Genomic DNA, 22,282 nt, shown 5'->3' with positions numbered 1-22,282 from the left:
TTATGGATGGGATGAATCGGATGGCCTTCACAATAGATCAGACTACCCTTTCAGTAGTAAACAAAAGTTCTAAACGAATCGATTGATGAGCGCTATCGAAAAACCACATGCAGGACGCCTGGCCCAGCAGCAGGCCGCGATCAACGGGGCCATGAGCCGCGACCGCGGTCGTTTGCTGGGGATGCTCTCGCGTTGGCGGGCCAAACCGGCGGATGCGGGGCTGGCTGCGGCGTTCGAGCAGGCCTTGCAGGCGTCCGTGCAGCGCCGTGAAGCGCGTGCGCTGAATCAGCCGGCCATCACTTTGGACGAGCAGCTGCCGATTGCGCGTGAAGCCGAGGCCATCACCGCGCTGATCCGCGACCATCAGGTCGTGGTGATCGCCGGTGAGACCGGCTCGGGCAAGACCACCCAGCTGCCCAAGCTGTGCCTGGCCGCCGGCCGTGGCACCGCCGGGATGATCGGCTGCACGCAGCCGCGGCGGATTGCCGCACGTGCGGTGGCCACGCGTGTCGCGCAGGAGCTGCAGTCCGAACTGGGCACCACCGTGGGTTACCAGGTGCGCTTCACCGACCGTGTCGGTGACGATACCCGCATCAAGTTCATGACCGACGGCATCCTGCTGGCCGAGATCAGCAGTGACCGCTGGCTGTCCAACTACGACACGATCATCGTCGACGAGGCGCACGAACGCAGCCTCAACATCGATTTCCTGCTGGGCTATCTGAAGCAGCTGCTGAAGAAACGGCCGGATCTCAAACTGATCGTCACCTCGGCGACCATCGATACCTCGCGCTTCGCCCAGCACTTCGATGATGCGCCGGTGATCAGCGTGGAAGGCCGCACCTTCCCGGTGGACGTGCGCTACCGCCCGCTGGAAGGCGAGGGCGGCGGCGATGCCGACGGTGGCCGCGACGGCGAGCGCACCGTGAATGATGCGGTGGTCGCGGCGGTGGATGAAATCACCCGCATCGATCCGCGCGGCGACATCCTGCTGTTCTTCCCGGGCGAGCGCGAAATCCGCGATGCGCACCAGGCACTGGAGCGGCGCAAGTACCGCGGCACCGACGTGCTGCCGCTGTATGCGCGGCTGTCGGTCAAGGACCAGGACCTGGTGTTCAACCCGGGCAGCAACCGGCGCATCGTGCTGGCCACCAACGTCGCGGAAACCTCGCTGACGGTGCCGCGCATCCGCTATGTGATCGACCCCGGCTTCGCCCGCATCAAGCGTTACAGCCCGCGCCAGAAACTGGACCGGCTGCATATCGAAGCGGTCTCGCAGGCCAGCGCCAACCAGCGCAAGGGCCGGTGCGGTCGTGTCTCCGAAGGCATCTGCTACCGGCTGTATTCCGAAGCGGATTTCCAGTCGCGCCCTGAGTTCACCGATCCGGAAATCCGTCGCTCCAGCCTGTCCGGGGTGATCCTGCGGATGCTGCAGCTGGGCCTGGGCAGGATCGAGGATTTCCCGTTCCTGGAGGCGCCGGACGAACGCGCCATCGCCGATGGCTGGCAGCAGCTGGGTGAGCTGGGTGCGGTCGATGCCGAGCGCCGCCTGACCCCGATCGGGCGCCAGATGGCGCGCCTGCCGGTGGACGTCAAACTGGCTCGCATGTTGGTCGCCGCGCAGGCACAGGGCTGCCTGCGGCCGATGCTGGTGATCGCCTCGTTCCTGGGCATCCAGGACCCGCGTGAGCGCCCACCGGAAGCGCGCGCCGCCGCGGACAACGCACATGCGCTGTTCGCCGATGGGCGCTCGGAATTCGTCGGCGTGCTGCGCCTGTGGGACGGCTACCGCCAGGCCCACGAAGATCTCACCCAGTCCAAGCTGCGCGACTGGTGTGGGCGACATTTTCTTGGTTTCCTGCGCATGCGCGAATGGCGGGAACTGCATCGCCAACTGCGCGTGCTGTGCGAAGAACTGGGCTGGAATGAAGAGCCGGCCGAGACCTCGTTGGCGCCGCTGCTGGCCGGTTCCTCGGCACCGGCGCCGGCGCGCGATGACGAGGCCAGGATCAAGGCGACGCGTGGCCAGCAGCACCGTGCCGCGCGCCTGGCCCGCGAAGGGAAATCCGAACCGGCGCCTGCCGGGAACAAGGCCGCGCCCGGCAACGGTGCCGATCCCGAGGCACGCAGCGCGTTCAGCGACAAGGTGCGCGCCGCGGCGTACCAGACCCTGCACCGCGCGCTGATCGCCGGCCTGCCCACGCAGATCGGCCATCGCAGCGACAAGGGCGATTTCCTGGCGCCACGCCAGCGTCGCTTCCTGCCGTTCCCGGGCTCGGCCCTGGCCAAGCGGCCGCCGCCGTGGCTGCTCACTGCAACCCTGCTGGACACCCAGAAGATCTGGGGTCTGACCAACGCGGCGATCGAGCCGGACTGGGTCACCAACGAACTGCCGCATCTGCTGCTGCGCAAGCACTTCGATCCGCACTGGTCGCGTGCGCAGGGCCAGGTGCTGGCCTCGGAGCAGATCAGCCTGTTCGGGCTGGTGCTGGCCCCGAAAAAACCGGTGCATTACGGCCGCATCGCGCCGGGCGAGGCGCATGACATCTTCGTGCGCCAGGGCCTGGTGACCGGCGAGATCAACACCCGGGCCGGCTTCGTGGCCGACAACCTCAAGGTGCTGGACCAGGCGCGCGAAGAAGAAGCCAAGCTGCGCCGCGCCGGTATCGTCGCCGATGAAGGCTGGCAGGCGCGCTGGTACCTGGACCGGATTCCGGCCGAGATCCATTCGGCGATGGGCCTGGATACCTGGTGGAAAGCACTGGCGCCGGAGAAGCGCCGGGCGCTGTCGTGGACGCTGGCCGATCTGCTGCCGGGCGAAGGCAGCGATGCCGAGCGCTATCCCAGGTACCTGCCGCTGGGCGATGCGCGGCTGGCGCTGCATTACACCTTCGAACCCGGTGCCGAGGACGATGGTGTGACGCTGGAGGTGCCGCTGCACCTGCTCAACGCGCTGGATCCGGCGCGGCTGTCGTGGCTGGCGCCGGGCTTCGTCGCTGACAAGGCCGCCGCATTGATCCGCAGCCTGCCCAAGGCGATGCGCCGCAACTATGTGCCGGCACCGGACTTTGGCCGCGCGTTTGCCGAGGCCTTCGCCGAACCGACCGCCGATGACATCCGGGGCGAACTGGCGCGGTTCCTCGCGCGCGCGACGGGTGCCAAGCTGGCCGCAACCGATTTCGACGAAGCCTCGCTGGAGCCGCACCTGCGCATGAACCTGCGCCTGCGCGATGCCGACGGCAAGGTGCTGGCGACCTCGCGCGATCTGGAGGCGCTGCGTGCCCGCTTCGGCGACAAGGCCGGTGAGGCCTTCGCCGCACGCGCAGGGCGTGCGCTGGCCGCGGAAGGGCTACGCGATTTCCCGGCCACCCCGATCCCGCTGCAGGTGCCCGGCGAAGCCGGCGTGCCGGCGTACCCGGCGCTGGTCGATCAGGGTGAGACCGCAGCGCTGAAGATCTTCGCTGACCGCAACGAAGCGCTGGAACAGCATCCGCTCGGGGTTCGTCGATTGATGGAGATCGCGCTGGCCGACAAGGCCAAGCAGGCGCGCAAGCAATTGCCGGTGCCGCCCAAGACCGGACTGCTGTACGCCGCGATCGAATCGCAGGAGCGGCTGCGGGGCGATCTGGTCGATGCGGCGATGAATGCCGTGCTGGCCGACGGGCTGGGTGATATCCGCGACCCTGCCGCGTTCGCCAAACGCAGTGCCGAGGCGGGCAAGGCGTTGTTCGGTGAGGCGATGGCGCGCCTGAAGCTGGCCGAGAACATCCTCGCCCACGTGGCCGAGCTCAAACCACAGCTGGAAGCGCCGCTGATGGGGTGGGCGCGTGGCAACCTCGATGACATGGAGCAGCAGCTTGCCGCCCTGGTCCATCCCGGGTTCCTGCGTGACACGCCGGCCGATGCGTTGGCGCAGTACCCGCGCTATCTGCGCGCGATGATCCTGCGCACCGAGCGTGCCAAGCGCGATCCACCGCGCGATCAGGCCCGCATGCTGGAGCTGCGTCCATTCGTGGAGGCGCTGGCGCAGGCCGACGCGCGCGGCCTGCGCCAGCGGCCGCAGTGGCAGGACCTGCGCTGGGACCTGGAGGAGCTGCGGGTTTCGCTGTTCGCCCAGGAGCTTGGGGCGCGTACCGGCATTTCGGCCAAGAAACTGGCCCAGCGCGTGGCCGCGCTGCAGAAGGCCTGATCCGGCAACCCCCGTGCCGGTGCGGCACGGGGAACCGGGTGCGGATTACTTGACGCGGCGGACCTTGGCGCGGGTGTTGACGCCCTGCACCTGCATGTACCACACGCCGCCCAGGCCGGGAGCGATGCTGACCTCGGGCGATTGGCGGCGGACGCCACCGACCTGGGCGTCGTCGATCTGCTCCCACTCCTGCGCGTTGGCCAGCACGTAACGCTGGCCCTTGCCGAAGCCGCGGAACTCACCGGTCAAGGTGCTTTTGATCGGCTCCTTGGTGCCGAAATCGAAGAAACCGTGGTTCTTCACGATGACTTCCTGGCGCCCCTCTTCGCGGGCCTGCTCGCGAGCATCGGCCGCCAGGGCAGCCACTTTGCCCTGCAGCCAGTTGTTGAGCTCGGCCAGTTCCTGCGGTGTGAGTTTCTCCAGCCCGGCCGCCTTGAACTCGGCCGGCGACATCTGCTGCTGCAGATCGCCTTCCACCACGCGCTGGGCCAGCGCCGGCAGCGACACACTCATCACAATGGCCGCGCAGGCCAACAACCGCAGACGGGAAAAGCGCATGGCAGGGTCTCTCCTAGGGATGGCCGCAGTGTAGTGCCAGCGCCCGGGCATGTGCACATGCAGGCGACGGCGATTGTCGGGGGGGCGCTGCGACGCTAGTGTAGGTGGCCTCTGTCTTGTCTGTACGATGCTGTGAACCGCGCTTCTGCCCCCGGCCTGGATGCCTTGTTGAACCGACCCTCGGTGGCTTCGCTGCCGATCGAACTGCGCGAGGCGTTGCTGCAGCGCTGGCAGCAGCCCGAGGCCGATCTGGACATGCGCGCGGGCTGGCCGGTGCTGGCCGACACGCTTGATGCGCTGTCGCTGCTGTCGGCCGACGAGTCGGCGCTGCTGGCCACCCTGCTGTTCGATCTGCCGTGGCTGCGCGCCGGGCTGGACGCGTTGCCGGTCGGTGCGCTCAAGCCGGTGGTGGTCGGCCTGCTGGACGGGCTGGACGCGGCCGACCAGGTCTGGGCGCTGCATGCCGGGCGTGAGGCCGGTCGCAACAGCGAGGGGCTGCGTCGCCTGCTGCTGTCGATCATCCGCGATCTGCGCGTGGTGCCGATCCTGCTCGCCCGCCAGCTGGCCCGCATGCGCGGTGCCGATCGCCTGCCCGAGGAGGAACGGCGCGCGTTGGCCCAGCTCACCCGCGACATCCACGCGCCGCTGGCGAACCGGCTCGGCATCTGGCAGTTGAAGTGGGAGCTGGAAGACCTGGCGTTCCGCCACCTCGAACCGGAGACCTACCGCCGCATTGCCCGCGAGGTCGACGAAACCCGGTTGGCGCGCGAGCGCTATGTCGAGGCCGTCAAAAAGGCGCTGTCGCGCGAGTTGCTGGCGCAGGGCATCCGCGCCGAGGTCAGCGGCCGCCCGAAGCACATCTACAGCATCTGGCGGAAGATGCAGAAGAAGCGGCTGGCGTTCGAGCAGCTCTACGACATCCGTGCGGTACGCGTGATGGTGGAGGACGTGGCCGCCTGCTACGCCGCATTGGGCGTGGTGCACGCGCTGTGGGCGCCGGTGCCGAGCGAGTTCGACGATTACATCGCGCGCCCGAAGGCCAATGATTACCGCTCGCTGCATACCGCCGTGGTCGGCCCGGAAGGTCGCACCATCGAAGTGCAGATCCGGACCCACGACATGCACGCCCAGGCCGAGCTCGGCGTGGCCGCGCACTGGCGCTACAAGGAAGGCAGCAAGGGTGCGGAGAAGGCCTTCGACCGCAAGATCACCTGGATGCGCCAGTTGCTGGAGCAATCCCAGGAGGGGCACGGCGGTGAGCTGGCCGGCGCGCTGGATGCCGAGCTGACCGAGGACCGGGTCTACGCGCTCAGCCCCAAGGACGAGGTGATGGACCTGCCGCAGGGCGCCACGCCGCTGGATTTTGCCTACCACGTGCACACCATGGTCGGGCACCGTTGCCGCGGCGCGAAGGTGAATGGCCGCATCGTGCCGTTGACCTACCGGCTGCGCAGCGGCGACCGCGTCGAGATCCTGACCGGCAAGGAGGCCGACCCCCGGCGGGACTGGCTGCTGGCCTCCAGTGGCTTCCTGGCCAGCAACCGCTCGCGTGAAAAGGTGCGCGGCTGGTTCCACAAGCTGGACCGCGCACGCAATGTGCAGGCCGGACGCGAACTGCTCGAGCGCGAGCTGAAGCGGCTCGGCCTGCAGCATGCCGACCTTGCCATCGCGGTGAAGAAGTTCCACGCCGACAGCGTCGACGATCTCTATATCCAGGTCGCGCTGGGCGACACCGGGCCGAACCAGGTCAGCCGCGCGCTGCTGGAAGCCGAACGGGCCGCCAGCCAGCCGGCGGTGCCGGCGATGCCGCGGCCCACGGCGCGGCGCGACAGCGTGCGCAGTGCCAACTTCACCGTGCAGGGCGTGGGCAACCTGCTGGTGCAGCTGGCCCGCTGCTGCCAGCCGGTGGCCGGCGAACCGATCGTCGGGTACCTCACGCGGGCGCGTGGCGTCACCGTGCACCGCACCGACTGTGCGGCGCTGGCCCGGCTGGCCGCAGCCAGCCCGCAGCGCATTCTTCCCGTGGAGTGGGGCCAGGCCGGCGGTGGCTATGAAGTGGACGTGGTGGTCGATGCGGTCGACCGGCGCTGGCTGCTCAAGGACATCACCAACCTGATCGCGCAGGAGGATGCCTACGTCCTGGACATCCACAGCGACAACGTCCGCAACAGCGGCCGGGCGCACCTGCGGCTGCGGCTGAAGGTCAGCGACTACGGGCAGCTTTCCACCCTGCTGGGCAAGCTGGACGCACTGCCCGGCGTCAGCGAAGCCCGGCGTCTAGGCTGAGCTCACGTGCCCCACGCTAGGCTCGCGGCATGAGCCGGGACGACGATGACAGGCATGATGCCGCGCATGAGGCGCTGCGGCGGGTGCGCCGCGAGGGGCGCTGGTGGTGGGTGCAGGCGCGCCACGCCAAGCGCATCTGGCGCTGGGCGTTGCTGATCGCCGTGCTGCTGTTCGTGGCCCTGGCGCTGTTGCGCCGGCCGCTGGCGAACTGGTTCTGGAATGAACCGCAGATCGAGCAGCTGCTCGACCAGGGTGATCGCGCGCTGGCCGCAGGCCGCCTGACCCTGCCCGACGGCAGCGGCGCACGTGAGTCCTATCAAGCAGCGCTGGCGCTGGACAACGACCGGCTGCAGGCACGCACCGGCCTGGCCCGTACCGGCCAGGCGGCACTGCAGCAGGCACGTGCTGCACTGGAACGCGGCGACCCGGCGGCGGCGACGACAGCGCTGGCCCTGGCGCGCGAGCTGCAGGTACCGCAGCGCGAAGCCGACGCGGTGGCGCAGCAGCTGCACGCGCACGACCAGGCACGCGCGGGGATCGGCGCCTTGCTCGGCCGCGCCGAAGCGGCCCTGCAGGCGCAACGGCTCGATGGCAGCCCGGACAGCGCGCTGCCGCTGTTCCAGCAGGTGCTCACGCTCTCGCCCAACCAGGTGCGTGCGCTGGAAGGGCGTGAGGATGCGCTGTCCGACCTCCTCCAGCAGGCGCGCATGGCGGCCGGGCGCGGCGATGTCGCACGCGCGGCCGAACGCGTGCGCAGTGCCCGGGGCTTCGACGCCGGACATGTCGATCTGCCGGCCACCCAGGAGGCACTGAACAACGCACTGGAGCGGCGCCAGCGCGAAGGCGAAGCCGCGCTGCGCCGGCAGAAACTGGAGGCTGCGGCGGAGGCCTTCGCCGCGGTGCTTGCCGCGTTGCCCGACGATCCTGCCGCACACCGCGGCCAGCAGCAGGTGGCCGATGCGCAGCTCTCGCGTGCGACGCGGCTGGCCGGCAATTTCCGCTTCGACGAAGCGGCCCAGGCGGTGCAGCAGGCTGAAACGCTGGGCGCTTCCACGCGCGCGCTGGAGACGGCGCGGCATGCCATCGAGCAGGCGCGTCGTTCGCAGGCCGCGTTGAAGACCCCGGCGGTGCCGCGGGCGCAGCGCGAACGCACGCTGCAGGGCCTGCTCACGCGCCTGGAAGAGGCCGAGGGCCGTGGCAATTTCCTGGATCCCCCCGGCCGCAGTGCCTACGACGCCCTGCGTGAGGCCCAAGGGGTTGCGCCGCAGGACCCGCGTGTTCGCGCGGCGGCGCAGCGGTTGTTGCCAGCGAGCCGGCAGTGTTTCGAGGATCGCCTGCGCGAGAACCGGGTACTAGGGGCCGGAGCCTGTCTGGAGGCCTGGCAGACCCTGTCCTCCAGCGACGCAGGCCAGGCTGCGGCAAGGCGCCGGCTGGCGCAGCGCTGGTTGGCGATCGGCAGCGAGCGGCTTGGCTCGGGCGATATCACCTTCGCGCAGCAGGCGCTGGTGCAGGCGCGCCGCTGGCAGCCGGACCTGCCCGAGCTGCCGGCGTTCGCCGAGCGCCTGCGCAGCGCCGGTGGTGGCGCGGGAGCCTAGGCCAGGAACACCCGCTGTACGGTGGCGCGGGCGGCATCCAGCGAGAAGTGGTCCACTATGTTCTGCAGCCCGGCGGTGGAGAGCCGGCGCCACAGGGCCTCATCCTGGTACAGCCGGACCACGGCCTGGGCGAACGCCTCGGCATCATCGGCCACCAGTACATCCTCGCCATCGCGCAGGTGCATGCCTTCCACGCCGCAGGTGGTGGCGACCACGGGCTGGCCGTGCGCCATGCTGAGATTCACCTTGCCCTTGACCCCCGCGCCGAAGCGCAGCGGCGCCACGGCGATGCGCACGCCGTCCATGTACGGCACCACGTCCGGCACGAAGCCATGGATGTCCACACCGGGCTGGGTCGCGGCCAGCTCGCGCAGCGCATCGGGCACGGCTGCGCCGATGCAGTGGAACCGGATATCGGGCAGCTGTGCACGGATGCGCGCGAAGACATCGCCGATGAACCACTGCATGGCATCCAGGTTCGGCGGATGACGGAAGCCGCCAACGAACACCAGGTCCCGACGCTCGGCCCAGTCGGGGCCCGCGCCTGCAACTTCATGCAGGTTGGAGATCAGTTCCACCGTCGCGCCCGGCGCATCGATGCGCAGCTGCTCGCGCTCGGCCGCGCTGACCAGCACGGTCACATCGACCTGATCCATCACCGCCAGCTCGCGTGCGCGGGTGCGCTCGGCATTGCGCAGCAGCCCTGCATCGCCGGCGATCTCCGCACCACGGCGCTCGCGCAGGTAATGCAGGTCGACGGTATCGAACACGGTGCGCGCCTGCGGCGCAAAGCTGCGCAGCAGCGGCAGGCACTCGTGGGCAACGTGGTAGCGCACCATCATCACCACCTCGAAGCGGGCGCCGTTGGCGCGCAGCCACGGTGCCACGCCGTCGAGGTAGGGCGCGTACCAGACCTCCACGCCCAGCGCCTGCAGCGCCTCGGTGGCGGCGCCGGCATGCTCGCGCCGGGTCGGCACGAACACCACATGGACGCCCTCGTCGAGCAGCATCCGGATCAGGTTGTACTGGCGCAGCGAGGCCGAGTCGCGATCCGGCTGCGGCACTTCTTCATCCAGGATCAGGACCTGGCGCTGGGCGCGATGCAGCAGGGCCGGCGAGGGCACGCTGCCCACGCTCGGCTGCGCTTCCAGCGCCTTGGCCCACTTCGCCGCGAACACCCCGCGGTTGCGGACCTGATAGGCCTTGACCCCGCTGCGGGTATCGGTGCCGTTGCTGGTGCCCTCGTCATGCACGACGCGGCTGGCGGGCTGCACCAGCACCCGATGGCCACTGGCGCGGACAGCGAAGGCCAGGTCGGTATCTTCGTAGTAGGCGGGCTTGTAACGTAGATCGAAGCCGCCGAGCTGGTCCCACAATGCGCGCGGGATCATCAACGCCGCACCGGAACAGTAGTCGGCATCGCGCAGCGCGCTGTAGCGCGGATCCTCGGGTGACTCGAAGCGGCCATAGCTCCAGCCGCTGCCGTCCTGGAAAATCACCCCGCCCGATTCCTGCAGGCGGCCATCGGGGTAGAGCAGCTGCGCACCGACCAGGCCGGCCCGCGGCACCCGCGCAAAGGTGGCGAGCAGGGCATCCAGCCAGCCCGGCTGGGGCACGGTGTCGTTGTTGAGCAGCACCACGTACTGGCCACGCGAGCGGGCCACGCCATCGTTGCAGGCCTCGATGAATCCGCCGTTGGTTGGCCGCACCTCATAGCGCAGCCCGCTGACCTGCGGCATCCAGGCGGTGGTTTCGTCGCTGCTGCCGTCGTCCACCACCAGGATCTCGCAGTCGACCTGCGGCGGGTGGGCCGCCAGCGCCCGCAGGCAGGCCAGCGTGTGGCCGGCATGGTTGTAGACCGGAATGATGATGCTGACCACCGGGCGCTCGCTGGCCGGGACCGTGAACGGCGCGAACGGTGTGGCCTCCGGCAGGAACAGCGGTGCGCCGCGCGGGGCGGGCACGGCCTGGGTATGGACCCGGATGCGCTGCCAGGTGGCGCGCCAGCCCCGGGTGCGCAGACTGGCCAGACTGCGACGGAACAGGCCGAGCATGCGGTTCAGGAAATAGCGAGCATCGGCCAAGGACATCGACATCCCGTTGCAACTCCAGCTTAAGCGGGGGAACCCGGGAGAACGCGCCGCTCGCGGTGGCTGCGTTAGACTCGCCGGACTTCATATTCTCGCATCCCCGTGCCCCGACGCTACGATTCCGACGACATCGACGAGTTCGACGACGACACCGAAAGCCGCGGCCCGCTGTGGCGGCGCCGGTTGATCACCTGGGGCATGGCGGCTGTCGCGCTGGGGCTGGGCTTCCTGATCCCCTATACGGTGTACCTGAACCAACAGGTCACCCAGCGCTTCGGCGAGCTGCGCTGGCAGATTCCCACCCGTGTCTATGCGCGCCCGCTGGCGTTGGCGCCGGGTGTGGCCATGGATGCGGCCACGCTCAAGACCGAGCTGGCGGCGTCGGCCTACCGCGATGACGGGATCGGCAAGTCGCCGGCCACGTACACGCAGGAAGGCGGGCGCTTCGTCATTTCCAGCCGTGGCTACAACGATGTGGATGGCCGGGTCGCCCCGCGCCGCGTCGAGCTGAGCCTGTCCGGCGGGTCGATCGCCTCGCTGCGCGATCCCGACAGCCGCAAGGCCCTCAAGGCCGCGCGCCTGGATCCGGCCCGTATCGCCACGCTGTACGGCCAGAAGCAGGAAGAGCGCCGGCTGGTTCGCATCGAGGAAACCCCCGAGCTGCTGGTCACCGGCCTGCAGGCGGTGGAGGACAAGGATTTCAGCCGCCACCACGGTATCGATCTGAGCGGTATCGCCCGCGCGGTGTGGGTGACCGTGCGCTCCGGCGGCCAGAGCCGCCAGGGTGCCTCGACGCTGACCCAGCAGCTGGCCCGCAGCGGTCTGCTCGGGATCGGCAAAGAGCAGACCGTCACCCGCAAATTCAACGAGGTGCTGTACGCGCTGATCATGGAGGCGCGCTACGACAAGCGCACCATCCTGGAGGCCTACCTCAACCAGGTCTACCTGGGCCAGCGCGGCAGCCAGGCCATCCATGGCATGTCCTCGGGTGCGGAGTTCTGGTTCGGCCGTGATCTGGCTTCGCTCAACACCGAGCACGTCGCGCTGCTGATCGGCCTGGTCAAAGGCCCGTCCTATTACGACCCGCGCCGCAATCCCGAACGCGCGCTGGACCGCCGCAACTTCGTGCTGGGCAAGCTGCGCGAAGCCAATCTGATCGACGATGCCGAGTACAAGCGTGCCGTCGAGGCGCCGCTGGGTGTCCCCAAGACGCCGGGGCTGATCGCGGCCAACCGCTTCCCGGCCTATGTGGATCTGGTCCGCCGTCAGCTCGGCCACGACTATCCCGAGTCCGTGTTGCAGGGCGCCGGGCTGAGCGTGATGACCGGCATGGCGCCGTCGGCGCAGGCGTATGCCGAAGGTGCGGTCACCAAGACGATCAAATCGCTGGAGAGCAAGCGTCGCCCCGAGCTGCAGGCCGGCCTGGTCCTGACCGACGTCCACAACGGCGATGTGCTGGCCGTGGTCGGCAGCCGCGAAGTGTCCGAGCCGGGCTTCAACCGCGCCATCGAGGCGCAGCGTCCGGTGGGTTCGCTGCTCAAGCCGTTCGTGTACCTGCTGGCGTTGGCGCAGCCGGACCGCTACTCGCTGTCCAGCTGGGTCGACGATTCCCCGGTGACGGTGCAGCTCAGCCGCGGCAAGCAATGGACGCCCGGCAATGCGGACAACCGCAGCCATGGTACGGTGCGCCTGATCGACGCGCTCGCCAGTTCCTACAACCAGGCCACGGTGCGGGTGGGCATGCAGGTCGGCCCGGAGCGGGTCACGCAGTTGATCCACGTCCTGGCCGGGATCAAGGCCGACCCCAATCCAGCGGTGATCCTGGGCTCCACCGATCAGAGCCCGTATGCGATGGCCCAGCTGTACCAGTTCCTGGCCTCCGGCGGTGAAATCCAGCCGCTGCATGCGGTGCGTGGCGTGCTCGATCCGCAGGGCAAGCTGATGAAGCGCTACGACAAGACCCCGGCGCCGGCGCAGGAGGGCGACTCGATCGCCGCGAACCTGATCAGCATCGGCCTGCAGCAGGTCGTGGCCAGCGGTACCGCGCAGCGCCTCAACGCCGATGGGCTGGGCCGCCTGCAGCCGGCGGGCAAGACCGGCACCACCAATGATGGTCGCGACAGCTGGTATGCCGGCTACACCGGCGACCACCTGGCGGTGATCTGGATGGGCAATGACCAGAACCAGCAGGCTGGGCTGTATGGCGCGACCGGCTCGATGCGGGTCTGGTCGGGCATCTTCCAGCGCCTGCCGAGCGCGCCCCTGAAGGTGAGCAACAAGGGCCTGGACTGGCAGTACGTGGAGGCCAGCGGTACCGCCACCACCGATGAAGGCTGCCCGGGCGCGCGTCGTTTCCCGTTCGTGGTGGGGTATACCCCAGCCTACGTCCCGTGCGCCGCGCCGAGCGCGTTGCCCGAAGGCGAGGCCGGCGAGCAGAGCGAAGGCGGTGGCTGGCGCAGCTGGTTCGGCCTGGAGAAGAAGCCCGAGCCCGCCCCCGAACCGGCGCAGAATGCACCGGCCACCTCCCCCGCCCGTCAACCCTGATCAAGGCCAGCCTGCATGACCACCCGATTCCTGATCCGTTCCGCTTCGCTGGCCACGCTCTGCCTGGCCCTGGCCGCCTGCGTCACCCCGCCGCCGGTGGTGAAGGCGCCCGTCGATACCACCACGCCGGCCCAGCGCCTGGCGGCCGTGGATGCCGCCGCCGGCAACGACGACAAGGAACTGGCCGTGCAGCCACTGCGCGACAGCGAAGTGGAAGATCTGCGCCAGGCCGCGCTGGCCCGCCGCCAGGTCAATGATCTGGCCGGCGCCGCGGCCGCGCTCGACCAGGCGCTGGCGATCATGGCCTCGGATCCATCGGTGCTGCAGGACCGCGCCGAAATCGCGCTGCTGCAGGGTGAGTGGGCGGCTGCCGAAACCTTCGCCCGCAAGTCGGTCGAGCTGGGCTCCAAGACCGGCCCGCTGTGCCGCCGCCATTGGGCGACGATCGAACAGTCGCGCCTGGCCCGGGGTGAAAAAGAGAATGCCGCCTCGGCGCATGCCCAGCTGGAAGGCTGCACGGTGCCGGGCATCATGCGTTACTGATGCAGCGCGAAAGCGGATGCGTGACGGCGTAGCGCCGGGCGCAACCCGGCAGCCTCTATCATTGTCGTCATGTCCCAACTCGCACACGCCAGCCGCGATGCCCTCAGTGAGGGCGGTGCGCTCGCCAGCCAGCTCGATGCCTTCGTGCCGCGCCCGGCCCAGCTGCGCCTGACCGCGGCGATCGCCGAAGCGTTCGACCAGCGCGACGTGCTGCTGGCCGAGGCAGGCACCGGCACCGGCAAGACCTATGCGTATCTGGTGCCCGCGCTGCTGTCCGGGCTGAAGACCATCATCTCCACCGGGACCCGCGCGCTGCAGGACCAGCTGTACCACCGCGATCTGCCGCGGGTGCGTGCCGCGCTCGGCGTGGGGCACAGCAGTGCGCTGCTGAAAGGACGTGCCAACTACCTGTGCCGCTATCGGTTGCAGCAGGCCCGCGGCGAACCCCGCTTCAGCTCCCCCGAGCAGGTCGCACAGTTCCAGCGGATCCTCGCATGGTCCGGACGCACGAAATTCGGCGACATGGCCGAGCTGGACGCGCTGCCGGAAGACTCGCCGCTGTACCCGATGGTGACCTCCACCGTCGACAACTGTCTGGGCACCGAATGCCCGTTCTGGGACGACTGCTTCGTCGTGCAGGCACGGCAGCGGGCGCAGGCCGCCGATGTGGTGGTGGTCAACCACCATCTGCTGCTGGCCGATCTGGCGCTCAAGCAGGAAGGCTTTGGCGAAATCCTCCCCGGTGCGCAGGCGTTCGTGATCGACGAGGCGCACCAGCTGCCGGAACTGGCCGCCAACTTCTTCGGTGAAGGCTTCGGCATGCGCCCGTGGCAGGAACTGGCGCGCGACTGCCTGGCCGAGAGCCGCAGCGTGGCCGGTGCCCAGGCGGCGTTGCAGGTGCCGGCTGCCGCACTCGAGCAGACCCTGCGCGACCTGCGCGTGGCGATGGATGGGCTGCCGCCGCGCGGCACCCAGTGGCGTGCGCTGACCGTGCCGCAGGTGCGCGATGGCTTCGACACGGCGATGAGCACGCTGGTGCAGCTGCGCGATGCGCTGGCGGGCGTGCGTGAAGCATCGCCCGGCCTGGATGCCTGCCATGCGCGTGCGATGGACGCCGTCTCCCGCTTGTCGCGCTGGCTCGGTGAGGACGCACCGATGCTGGATTTCGACACCGATCCTGAGCAGGCGCCGCCACCGGCCGAGGTGCTCTGGTACGAGCTGACCCCGCGTGGCTTCCGTTGCCAGCGCACGCCGATGGATGTGTCCGGCCCGCTGCGCGAGCATCGGCAACGCTCGATGGCAGCCTGGGTGTTCACCTCGGCCACGCTCACCGTGGACGGCGGTTTCGAGCATATTTCCCAACGGCTGGGCCTGGATGATCCGGTCAGCCTGCTGCAGCCCAGCCCGTTTGATTGGGCCCATCAGGCGCTGTGCTACCTGCCGACCGATCTGCCCGATCCAGCCGCGCGCGGCTTCGGCACCGCCTTGATCCGCGCATTGACCCCGGTGCTGGAAGCCTCGCACGGGCGCGCGTTCCTGCTGTTCGCCTCGCACCGCGCGCTGCGCGAAGCCGCCGAGGCGCTGCGCGATGCACCGTGGCCGCTGTTCGTGCAGGGCGAGGCACCGCGTGCGACCTTGCTGCAGCGGTTCCGCGAGTCGGGCAATGGGGTGCTGCTGGGCTCGGCCAGTTTCCGCGAGGGCGTGGACGTGGTGGGCGATGCGCTGAGCGTGGTGGTGATCGACAAACTGCCGTTCGCCGCGCCGGATGATCCCGTGTTCGAGGCGCGGCTGGACGCGATCCGCCGCGATGGTGGCAATCCCTTCCGCGACGAGCAGTTGCCGCAGGCGGTGATCGCGCTCAAGCAGGGCGTGGGTCGCCTGATCCGCAGCGAGACCGATCGCGGGGTGCTGGTGCTGTGCGACCCGCGCCTGCTCAGCCGCGGCTATGGCCGGATCTTCCTGGATTCGCTGCCGCCGTTCCGTCGCACCCGCTCGCTGGCCGATGTGCAGGCCTTCTTTGCGCCACAATGGCCCGTCCTCGGCGCTCCGCCTGCACCGGCGCCCGTCGCTGCGCCGCCCGGGCGGGCTGTACCGCCGACCGATGACTTTCCTACTTCCCTGTTCTGACCGCCATGAAACTGCTCGCCTTTGAAACCGCCACCGAAGCCTGCTCCGTCGCCCTGTATGTGGATGGGCAGGTCACTGAGCGCTTCGAGATCGCGCCGCGCCGCCACGCCGAACTCAGCCTGCCCTGGGCCGAGGCGCTGCTGGCCGAGGCGGGGGTGGCCCGTTCGCAGTTGGATGCGATCGCACTGGGCCGCGGCCCGGGCGCGTTCACGGGGGTGCGGCTGGCGATCGCCATCGCCCAGGGCATCGCCCTGGCGCTGGACCGCCCGCTGATCGCGGTCTCCACCCTGCAGGCGCTGGCGCTGCGTGCGCCGGCGGACGCCGATCAAGTGCTGGCCAGCATTGATGCGCGCATGGGCGAGGTCTATGCCGCGCGCCATGTCCGGATCGACGGGCAGTGGCAGTTGCAGGGCGAGGAAATCGTCTGCGCGCCCGAGCAGGTGGTGTTGCCCGGGGGCTCGCGCTGGTTCGGCGTGGGGACTGGCTTTGGTGCGGCCGAGGGCGTGCTGGCCACGCGGCTGGCCGATCAGCTGACCGGCGTGGACGCGCAGGCATTGCCGCGTGCATCGGACGTACTTGCGCTGGCGGTGCCGGCGTTCCAGCGCGGCGAAGGCGTGGCACCGGAGTTGGTGGAGCCGGCGTATCTGCGCAACAACGTGGCGCTGACCCTGGTGGAACAGCAGGCCGCGCGGGCGGCGAAGCAGGCGGCCTCGTAGCGTCCAGCTGCGCATCGCATCGTAAGCCCCAGCCACGCATGGCGTGGCACTACCTGCGCGGCGTTCTTGTAGAGCCACGCCATGCGTGGCTGGACCTTGCGCGCGATCAGCGGTCGTCGCGCAGCTCCCCGCCGGGCAGGAACACCCAGGTGCGGGTGACCTGCAGGATGTCGATCGCATCCTCGGTCTTGGGCAGTGGCGGGAACGGCTGGGCGAGCGTGATCACGCGCAGCGCGGTTTCATCGAGCAGCGGGGTGCCGCTGGACTGCAGGATGCGGGCACTTTCCACCGTGCCGTCGCGGCGCACCCCGACGGTGATCACTACCTGCCCGCCGAGCCGGCGCGCGCGCGCCTCGTCGGGGTAATTCAGATTGCCGACACGCTCGGCGCGGTCGACCCAGGCACGCAGATAGTTGGCATAGGCGTATTCGCGGGTACTGGCCGAAACGAACTTGCGGTTCGGGCGCTTGGCGTACTGCGCCGAGCGCAGGTGCACTTCGGCGGCCAGCCGTGCCATCTCCACGTCACGCTGCTCGCGCGCGGTCATCGGCGCATCCGGGCGGGGCTGCTCGGGCAGCGGCTGTGGCTGGGCTGCCGCAACCGTGTCGGTGCCATTGCGGCTGTTGACCACGCGGGTCTGCGGCGGCGGCACGCTGGCCGCCTCCTGGCGCTGCTGCGGAACCGGCGACAGCCCGGCCTGCGCCTGCGGCACGATCCCGGCCTGGTTGTCGCGCGGGCGTTGCACCTTGTCGTGGTCGCCACCGCCCTGCTGGTTGGCCTGGGCCAGGAAGTCGGCCTGCTTGGGCGTCAGCGGGGTCTGGGTCTGGCTGAAGATCACATCCAGGGTCGGTACCAGCGGGGCGCTGTCACTCACCGCGAAGCCGACCCCGAGGATCAGCAGGGCGTGCACGAGCACCGACAGCGTCAGGGTCGCGCCCAGCCGCTGGGATTCGCGCGCCTGCCACGTCGGCACCGGGGCGACGCTGGTGCTCATCGCGGCAGGCCGGCCTCGATCGCGTCGAACAGGGTGCCGGCGATGTTCAGTCCGAACTGGGCGTCGAGCTCGCGCACGCAGGTCGGGCTGGTGACGTTGACTTCGGTCAGGTAGTCGCCGATCACGTCCAGGCCGACGAAGCGCATGCCGCGGCGCTTCATTTCCGGCCCGACCTGGGCGGCGATCCAGCGGTCGCGCTCGCTCAGCGGGCGGCCTTCGCCGCGGCCGCCGGCGGCCAGGTTGCCGCGGAATTCGTCGCCCTGCGGAATCCGCGCCAGGCAGTAATCCACCGGCTCGCCATCCACCAGCAGGATGCGCTTGTCGCCGGCGGTGATGTCCGGGATGAACTTCTGCGCCAGGGCCAGCGTGCGCTCGCCGTCGGTCAGGGTTTCCAGGATCACGTTTAGATTGGGGTCGCCGGTGCCGCTGCGGAAGATCGAGCGGCCGCCCATGCCGTCCAGCGGCTTGAGCACGGCCTGGCCGTGTTCGAGCACGAAGGCCTTCAGGTCGGCGTTGCGGCGGCTGACCAGGGTCGGCGGGCAGCACTGCGGGAACAGCAGGGCGGCCAGTTTCTCGTTGTAGTCGCGCAGTCCCTGCGGGTCGTTGACCACCATCGCACCGGCCTGCTGGGCGACGCTGAGCACGTGGGTGTCGTAGATGAATTCGGCATCGACCGGCGGGTCCTTGCGCATCAGCACGACCTGGCCGGGGCCGAACACGGTCTGGCTGAAGTCGCCCAGGGTGAACCAGTCGTTCTTGTCCTCGCGCACCTGCAGCGGGGCGGTGCGGGCGATGGCCTGGCCGTCGCGCAGGGCCAGCCCACCGGGGCTGACGTAGTGCAGGGCATGGCCGCGGCGCTGGGCTTCCAGCAGCATCGCGAAGGTGGTGTCCTTGGCAATCTTGATATGGGCGATGGGGTCCATCACCACGATGACATTCAACGGCATGGTCGCAACCTGGCGGGCAGGCCGATGATGGTAGCGACAATGGCCCGGCAATGCCTGCCCCGGGGGCCGGAACGCAGTGTCCGGCCCGGCCGGGGAACGGGCCGGGTTTGCGCAAAAGGGGCGTGCCGCGCACCGGCTGGCCCGCTCGCGGCGGGGCCGCGGTGGGTGTGCTTGAAGCGCGCGCCGGTATTGGGATATAGATACGCTTTCGCAGCGGCGCCGGGGATCAGCGCAAGCGTCGCGAGCTTGGGGAAAGGTAATGACTGAATACATGGCTGCGGGTGGGGAACTCGCAGGGCTGCGCGTGATGGTCATCGATGATTCGAAGACCATCCGCAGGACCGCGGAAACCCTGTTGAAGCGGGAAGGCTGCGAGGTGGTGACCGCGACCGATGGTTTCGAGGCGTTGGCCAAGATCGCCGACCAACAGCCGCAGATCATCTTCGTGGACATCATGATGCCGCGGCTGGACGGGTATCAGACCTGTGCGCTGATCAAGGGCAACCAGCTGTTCAAAGCCACGCCGGTGATCATGCTGTCCTCCAAGGATGGCCTGTTCGACAAGGCGCGCGGCCGCATCGTCGGCTCGGAGCAGTACCTGACCAAGCCATTCACGCGTGAAGAACTGCTGGGTGCCATCCGCACATACGTCAACGCCTGACCAGGGGGGAAAGGCACAATGGCTCGAATCGTACTGATCGAGGATTCACCGACCGACCGTGCGGTGTTCACGCAATGGTTGACCAAGGCCGGTCATGAAGTCCTGGAAGCGGACAACGCCGAGGACGGGCTCAAGCTCGTGCGCGAGCAGTCCCCGCAGCTGGTGCTGATGGACGTGGTCCTGCCGGGCATGAGTGGCTTCCAGGCCACCCGTGCGATGGCGCGCGACGCGGCCACCAAACATATCCCGGTGGTCATCGTCAGCACCAAGGCGATGGAAACCGACAAGGCATGGGGGCTGCGCCAGGGGGCGGCCGACTACATCGTCAAGCCGCCGCGCGAGGAGGAACTGATCGCGCGGATCAACCAGTTGGTGGTCTGATGCGTTCTCCTTTCGACATCCTCCAGGGCTATGAGCGGCGCAGCCTGGCCCATGCGGTGCAGCTGCCCGAGCGGCAGTTCTCGCAGGACCTGTGGCGTGGCGTCGGTTACCGGGTCGGCAAGCGCCGGCTGGTGTCGGATTTCCGCGAAGTGGTGGAAATCGTGCCGATGCCGCCGGTCACCCCGGTGCCCGGCGCGCAGCCGTGGCTGCTGGGCGTGGGCAACCTGCGCGGCAACCTGTTCCCGGTGGTCGACCTGAAGTTCTTCCTGGAAGGTGAGCGCACCGTGCAGCAGGAAGGCCAGCGCGTGCTGATCATGCGCCAGGCCGGCGGTGACGTGGCGCTGACCATCGATGAACTGTTCGGCCAGCGCAGCTTCGAGCTGGACCAGGACATCGTCGCCGGCGATCTGGCCACCGGCCGCTACGCACATTTCATCGATCGCGCCTTCCATGGCGATGGCCATGACTGGGGCGTGTTCTCGCTGTCGCTGCTGTCGCGTACCCCCGAATTCAGGCAGGCCGCGGCCTGACCCCAGGCGCCTGTCTCTCCGTATTGAAGATCGAGGTTGAACGATGAGTACTACTTCGGAATCCGCCAAGGCCGGCAAGTTCGGTTCGGTGGGCACCAATTTCTGGCTCGGCCTGCTGGCCGTGTCGATGATCGTGTTCGGCGTCAACACCGGCGTGGCGACCTGGCAGGGCAGTCGCCTGGCCAGTGCCAGTACCGATGCCGCGAACCTGCAGGTGCTCTCGCAGCAGCTCGCCAACCAGGGCCGTGAAGCGGTGTCGGGCAACGCCCAGGCGTTCACCGCGTTCAAGCTGACCAAGAGTGACATCGAAACCACCGTCAGTGGCCTGAAGGGCCGCTACGGGACCGAAACCAATGTCGCCGGGCCGCTGAACACGCTGATCCAGACCTGGGAGCCGCTCGGCAAGAGCGCCGGCCAGCTGGTCGCCAGCGAACCGGCCGTGCTGGCCCTGGCTGGCAATGCCAACAACTTCGTCAACGGCGTGCCCGCACTGCAGGCGCAGCTGAACGAAGTGGTCCGCGCGATGTCGGCCAGCGGCGCCCCGTCCTCACAGGTCTACAACGCGCTGCAGCAGGTGGTGGTGGTCGGCTCGATGGCCCGCCGGGTGACGGAAATGCGCGCCGGTGGCGCCAATGCCGCGGCCGCCGGCGATGCGCTCGCCCGCGACTCGGTCGTGTTCACCCAGGTGCTCGACGCACTGCGCAATGGCAACGAGGAACTGGGCATCGCCGCGGTCCGCAACGGCCCGGCACTGGCCGCGCTGGAGCAGTCGCAGAAGCAGTGGGACACCATGAAGCAGGACGCCGACGCGATCCTGGCCAGCTCCCGCCAGCTGTTCGCCGCGCAGTCGTCGGCCGCTGCCCTGACCGGCGGTTCGGCGGACATGCTGCGCGACAGCAAGAAGCTGTTCGAAGCGTTCTCCTCGTTCGGCTCGCTGCGCGATACCCGCCTGTTCCCGAACTTCTGGCTGGGCGTGGCCTCCGGCGCGTTCTCGCTGATCGCCATCGTCGGGTTCGTCGGCAGCACCGTGCGCAGCCGCTCGCGCGAGCAGGAACTGCGTTACCAGACCCAGGTGGAATACAACAGCCGCAACCAGCAGGCCATCATGCGGCTGCTGGATGAAATCAGCTCGCTGGGTGAAGGCGACCTGACGGTGAAGGCCTCGGTGACCGAGGACATGACCGGCGCCATCGCCGACGCCATCAACTACGCCGTGGATGAGCTGCGCCATCTGGTGACCACGATCAACGACACTTCGGCCAAGGTCGCCGTGTCGACCCAGGAAACCCAGGCCACTGCGATGCAGCTGGCCGAAGCAGCCGGCCACCAGGCCAACCAGATCACCTCCGCCTCGGACCGGATCGGCGAAATCGCATCGAGCATCGAGCAGGTGTCGCGCAACTCGGCCGAGTCTGCCGACGTGGCGCAGCGCTCGGTGATCATCGCCGCCGAAGGTGCCGGCGTGGTGCGCGAGACGATCCAGGGCATGGACCAGATCCGCGACCAGATCCAGGAAACCTCCAAGCGCATCAAGCGACTGGGTGAGTCCTCGCAGGAAATCGGCTCGATCGTGGAACTGATCAACGACATTTCCGAGCAGACCAACATCCTGGCGTTGAACGCGGCCGTGCAGGCCGCTTCGGCCGGTGAGGCCGGTCGCGGTTTCGCCGTGGTGGCCGACGAAGTGCAGCGCCTGGCAGAGCGAACGTCCGGTGCGACCCGACGGATCGAGAATCTGGTCCAGGCCATTCAGGCCGATACCAACGAAGCGGTCAGTTCGATGGAGCAGACCACCGCCGAAGTGGTCTCCGGCGCGCGCCTGGCCGAAGACGCCGGTACCGCGCTGACCGAAATCGAGCGCGTCTCCAACGCACTGAACAACCTCATCAAGAACATCTCGATCGCTGCCCAGCAGCAGTCGGCCGCAGCATCGGACATCACCCGCACCATGGGCGTGATCCGTCAGATTACCGGCCAGACCTCGCAGGGCGCGGGACAGACCGCCGAGTCGATCGGCCACCTGGCACAGCTGGCGGCCGACCTGCGCCGCTCGGTTGCCGACTTCAAGCTGCCGGCGTGAGCCACGGGCAGGGCGGAGAGGGAAGGAACAAGCAGATGATG

At 68.9% G+C, this 22,282-nt stretch carries 15 protein-coding genes; 11 read left to right on the top strand and 4 right to left on the bottom strand.

Going from position 1 to position 22,282, the window contains the following annotated elements:
* Window positions 1-85: 85 nt before the first annotated feature.
* Window positions 86-4,189, top strand: coding sequence for an ATP-dependent RNA helicase HrpA (gene hrpA, locus PV764_RS06505; RefSeq protein WP_421116336.1), 4,104 nt, complete (start codon window positions 86-88; stop codon window positions 4,187-4,189).
* 45 nt (window positions 4,190-4,234) lie between these two features.
* Here the strand turns inward: hrpA and PV764_RS06500 are convergent, their stop codons facing one another.
* Window positions 4,235-4,747, bottom strand: a complete 513-nt coding sequence (locus PV764_RS06500; protein WP_070471292.1) for a hypothetical protein — start codon at window positions 4,745-4,747, stop codon at window positions 4,235-4,237.
* A 132-nt stretch (window positions 4,748-4,879) separates the two neighbouring features.
* Between PV764_RS06500 and PV764_RS06495 the strand changes: the two genes are divergently transcribed.
* Both PV764_RS06495 and PV764_RS06490 read left to right on the top strand, forming a co-directional pair.
* Window positions 4,880-7,033 (top strand): bifunctional (p)ppGpp synthetase/guanosine-3',5'-bis(diphosphate) 3'-pyrophosphohydrolase, encoded by a 2,154-nt coding sequence (locus tag PV764_RS06495; RefSeq protein WP_421116335.1) that lies wholly within the window; start codon window positions 4,880-4,882, stop codon window positions 7,031-7,033.
* Window positions 7,034-7,062: 29 nt separating this feature from the next.
* Window positions 7,063-8,628 (top strand): hypothetical protein, encoded by a 1,566-nt coding sequence (locus tag PV764_RS06490; RefSeq protein ID WP_421116334.1) that lies wholly within the window; start codon window positions 7,063-7,065, stop codon window positions 8,626-8,628.
* On the opposite strand, the gene PV764_RS06485 is transcribed toward PV764_RS06490, so the two are convergent.
* On the bottom strand, window positions 8,625-10,724 hold the full coding sequence (locus tag PV764_RS06485; RefSeq protein ID WP_421116333.1) for a glycosyltransferase: 2,100 nt from the start codon (window positions 10,722-10,724) through the stop codon (window positions 8,625-8,627). The genes PV764_RS06490 and PV764_RS06485 overlap by 4 nt on opposite strands.
* Before the next feature lie 96 nt (window positions 10,725-10,820).
* On the opposite strand from PV764_RS06485, the gene mrcB reads away from it, so the two are divergent.
* From mrcB to tsaB, 4 genes are all read left to right on the top strand, one after another.
* Window positions 10,821-13,262, top strand: coding sequence for a penicillin-binding protein 1B (mrcB, locus tag PV764_RS06480; RefSeq protein WP_019185145.1), 2,442 nt, complete (start codon window positions 10,821-10,823; stop codon window positions 13,260-13,262).
* 15 nt (window positions 13,263-13,277) lie between these two features.
* Complete coding sequence (locus PV764_RS06475; protein WP_046272678.1) at window positions 13,278-13,805, top strand: hypothetical protein; 528 nt, start codon at window positions 13,278-13,280, stop codon at window positions 13,803-13,805.
* Window positions 13,806-13,874: 69 nt separating this feature from the next.
* Complete coding sequence (locus PV764_RS06470) at window positions 13,875-15,932, top strand: ATP-dependent DNA helicase (protein ID WP_019185143.1); 2,058 nt, start codon at window positions 13,875-13,877, stop codon at window positions 15,930-15,932.
* A 5-nt stretch (window positions 15,933-15,937) separates the two neighbouring features.
* Complete coding sequence (tsaB, locus tag PV764_RS06465) at window positions 15,938-16,648, top strand: tRNA (adenosine(37)-N6)-threonylcarbamoyltransferase complex dimerization subunit type 1 TsaB (RefSeq protein WP_019185142.1); 711 nt, start codon at window positions 15,938-15,940, stop codon at window positions 16,646-16,648.
* A gap of 106 nt (window positions 16,649-16,754) precedes the next feature.
* Here the strand turns inward: tsaB and PV764_RS06460 are convergent, their stop codons facing one another.
* Together PV764_RS06460 and gshB are read right to left on the bottom strand one after the other, a co-directional pair.
* A complete protein-coding gene (locus PV764_RS06460; protein WP_399619377.1) occupies window positions 16,755-17,642 on the bottom strand; it encodes an energy transducer TonB family protein in 888 nt (295 codons plus the stop codon).
* The gene (gene gshB / locus PV764_RS06455) at window positions 17,639-18,589 is read right to left on the bottom strand and encodes a glutathione synthase (protein ID WP_019185140.1); all 951 of its coding nucleotides are present in this window, start codon (window positions 18,587-18,589) and stop codon (window positions 17,639-17,641) included. The genes PV764_RS06460 and gshB overlap by 4 nt, the downstream gene beginning before the upstream one ends.
* A 259-nt stretch (window positions 18,590-18,848) precedes the next feature.
* Between gshB and pilG the strand changes: the two genes are divergently transcribed.
* The 4 genes from pilG to PV764_RS06435 are packed head-to-tail and all read left to right on the top strand — an operon-like array spanning window position 18,849 to window position 22,241.
* Window positions 18,849-19,250 (top strand): twitching motility response regulator PilG, encoded by a 402-nt coding sequence (gene pilG / locus PV764_RS06450; protein WP_019185139.1) that lies wholly within the window; start codon window positions 18,849-18,851, stop codon window positions 19,248-19,250.
* Between the two features lie 18 nt (window positions 19,251-19,268).
* On the top strand, window positions 19,269-19,631 hold the full coding sequence (locus tag PV764_RS06445; protein WP_019185138.1) for a response regulator: 363 nt from the start codon (window positions 19,269-19,271) through the stop codon (window positions 19,629-19,631).
* Window positions 19,631-20,161: a chemotaxis protein CheW gene (locus PV764_RS06440; RefSeq protein ID WP_019185137.1), complete on the top strand. Its 531-nt coding sequence runs from the start codon at window positions 19,631-19,633 to the stop codon at window positions 20,159-20,161. Before PV764_RS06445 ends, PV764_RS06440 begins: the two co-directional genes overlap by 1 nt.
* A gap of 43 nt (window positions 20,162-20,204) precedes the next feature.
* Window positions 20,205-22,241, top strand: a complete 2,037-nt coding sequence (locus tag PV764_RS06435) for a methyl-accepting chemotaxis protein (RefSeq protein ID WP_284128859.1) — start codon at window positions 20,205-20,207, stop codon at window positions 22,239-22,241.
* The last annotated feature ends 41 nt before the right edge of the window (window positions 22,242-22,282 follow it).

This window comes from Stenotrophomonas sp. AS1 (genome assembly GCF_048957655.1).
Classification (GTDB): domain Bacteria; phylum Pseudomonadota; class Gammaproteobacteria; order Xanthomonadales; family Xanthomonadaceae; genus Stenotrophomonas; species Stenotrophomonas bentonitica_A.
This window is presented reverse-complemented; position numbering and strand designations above follow the sequence as displayed.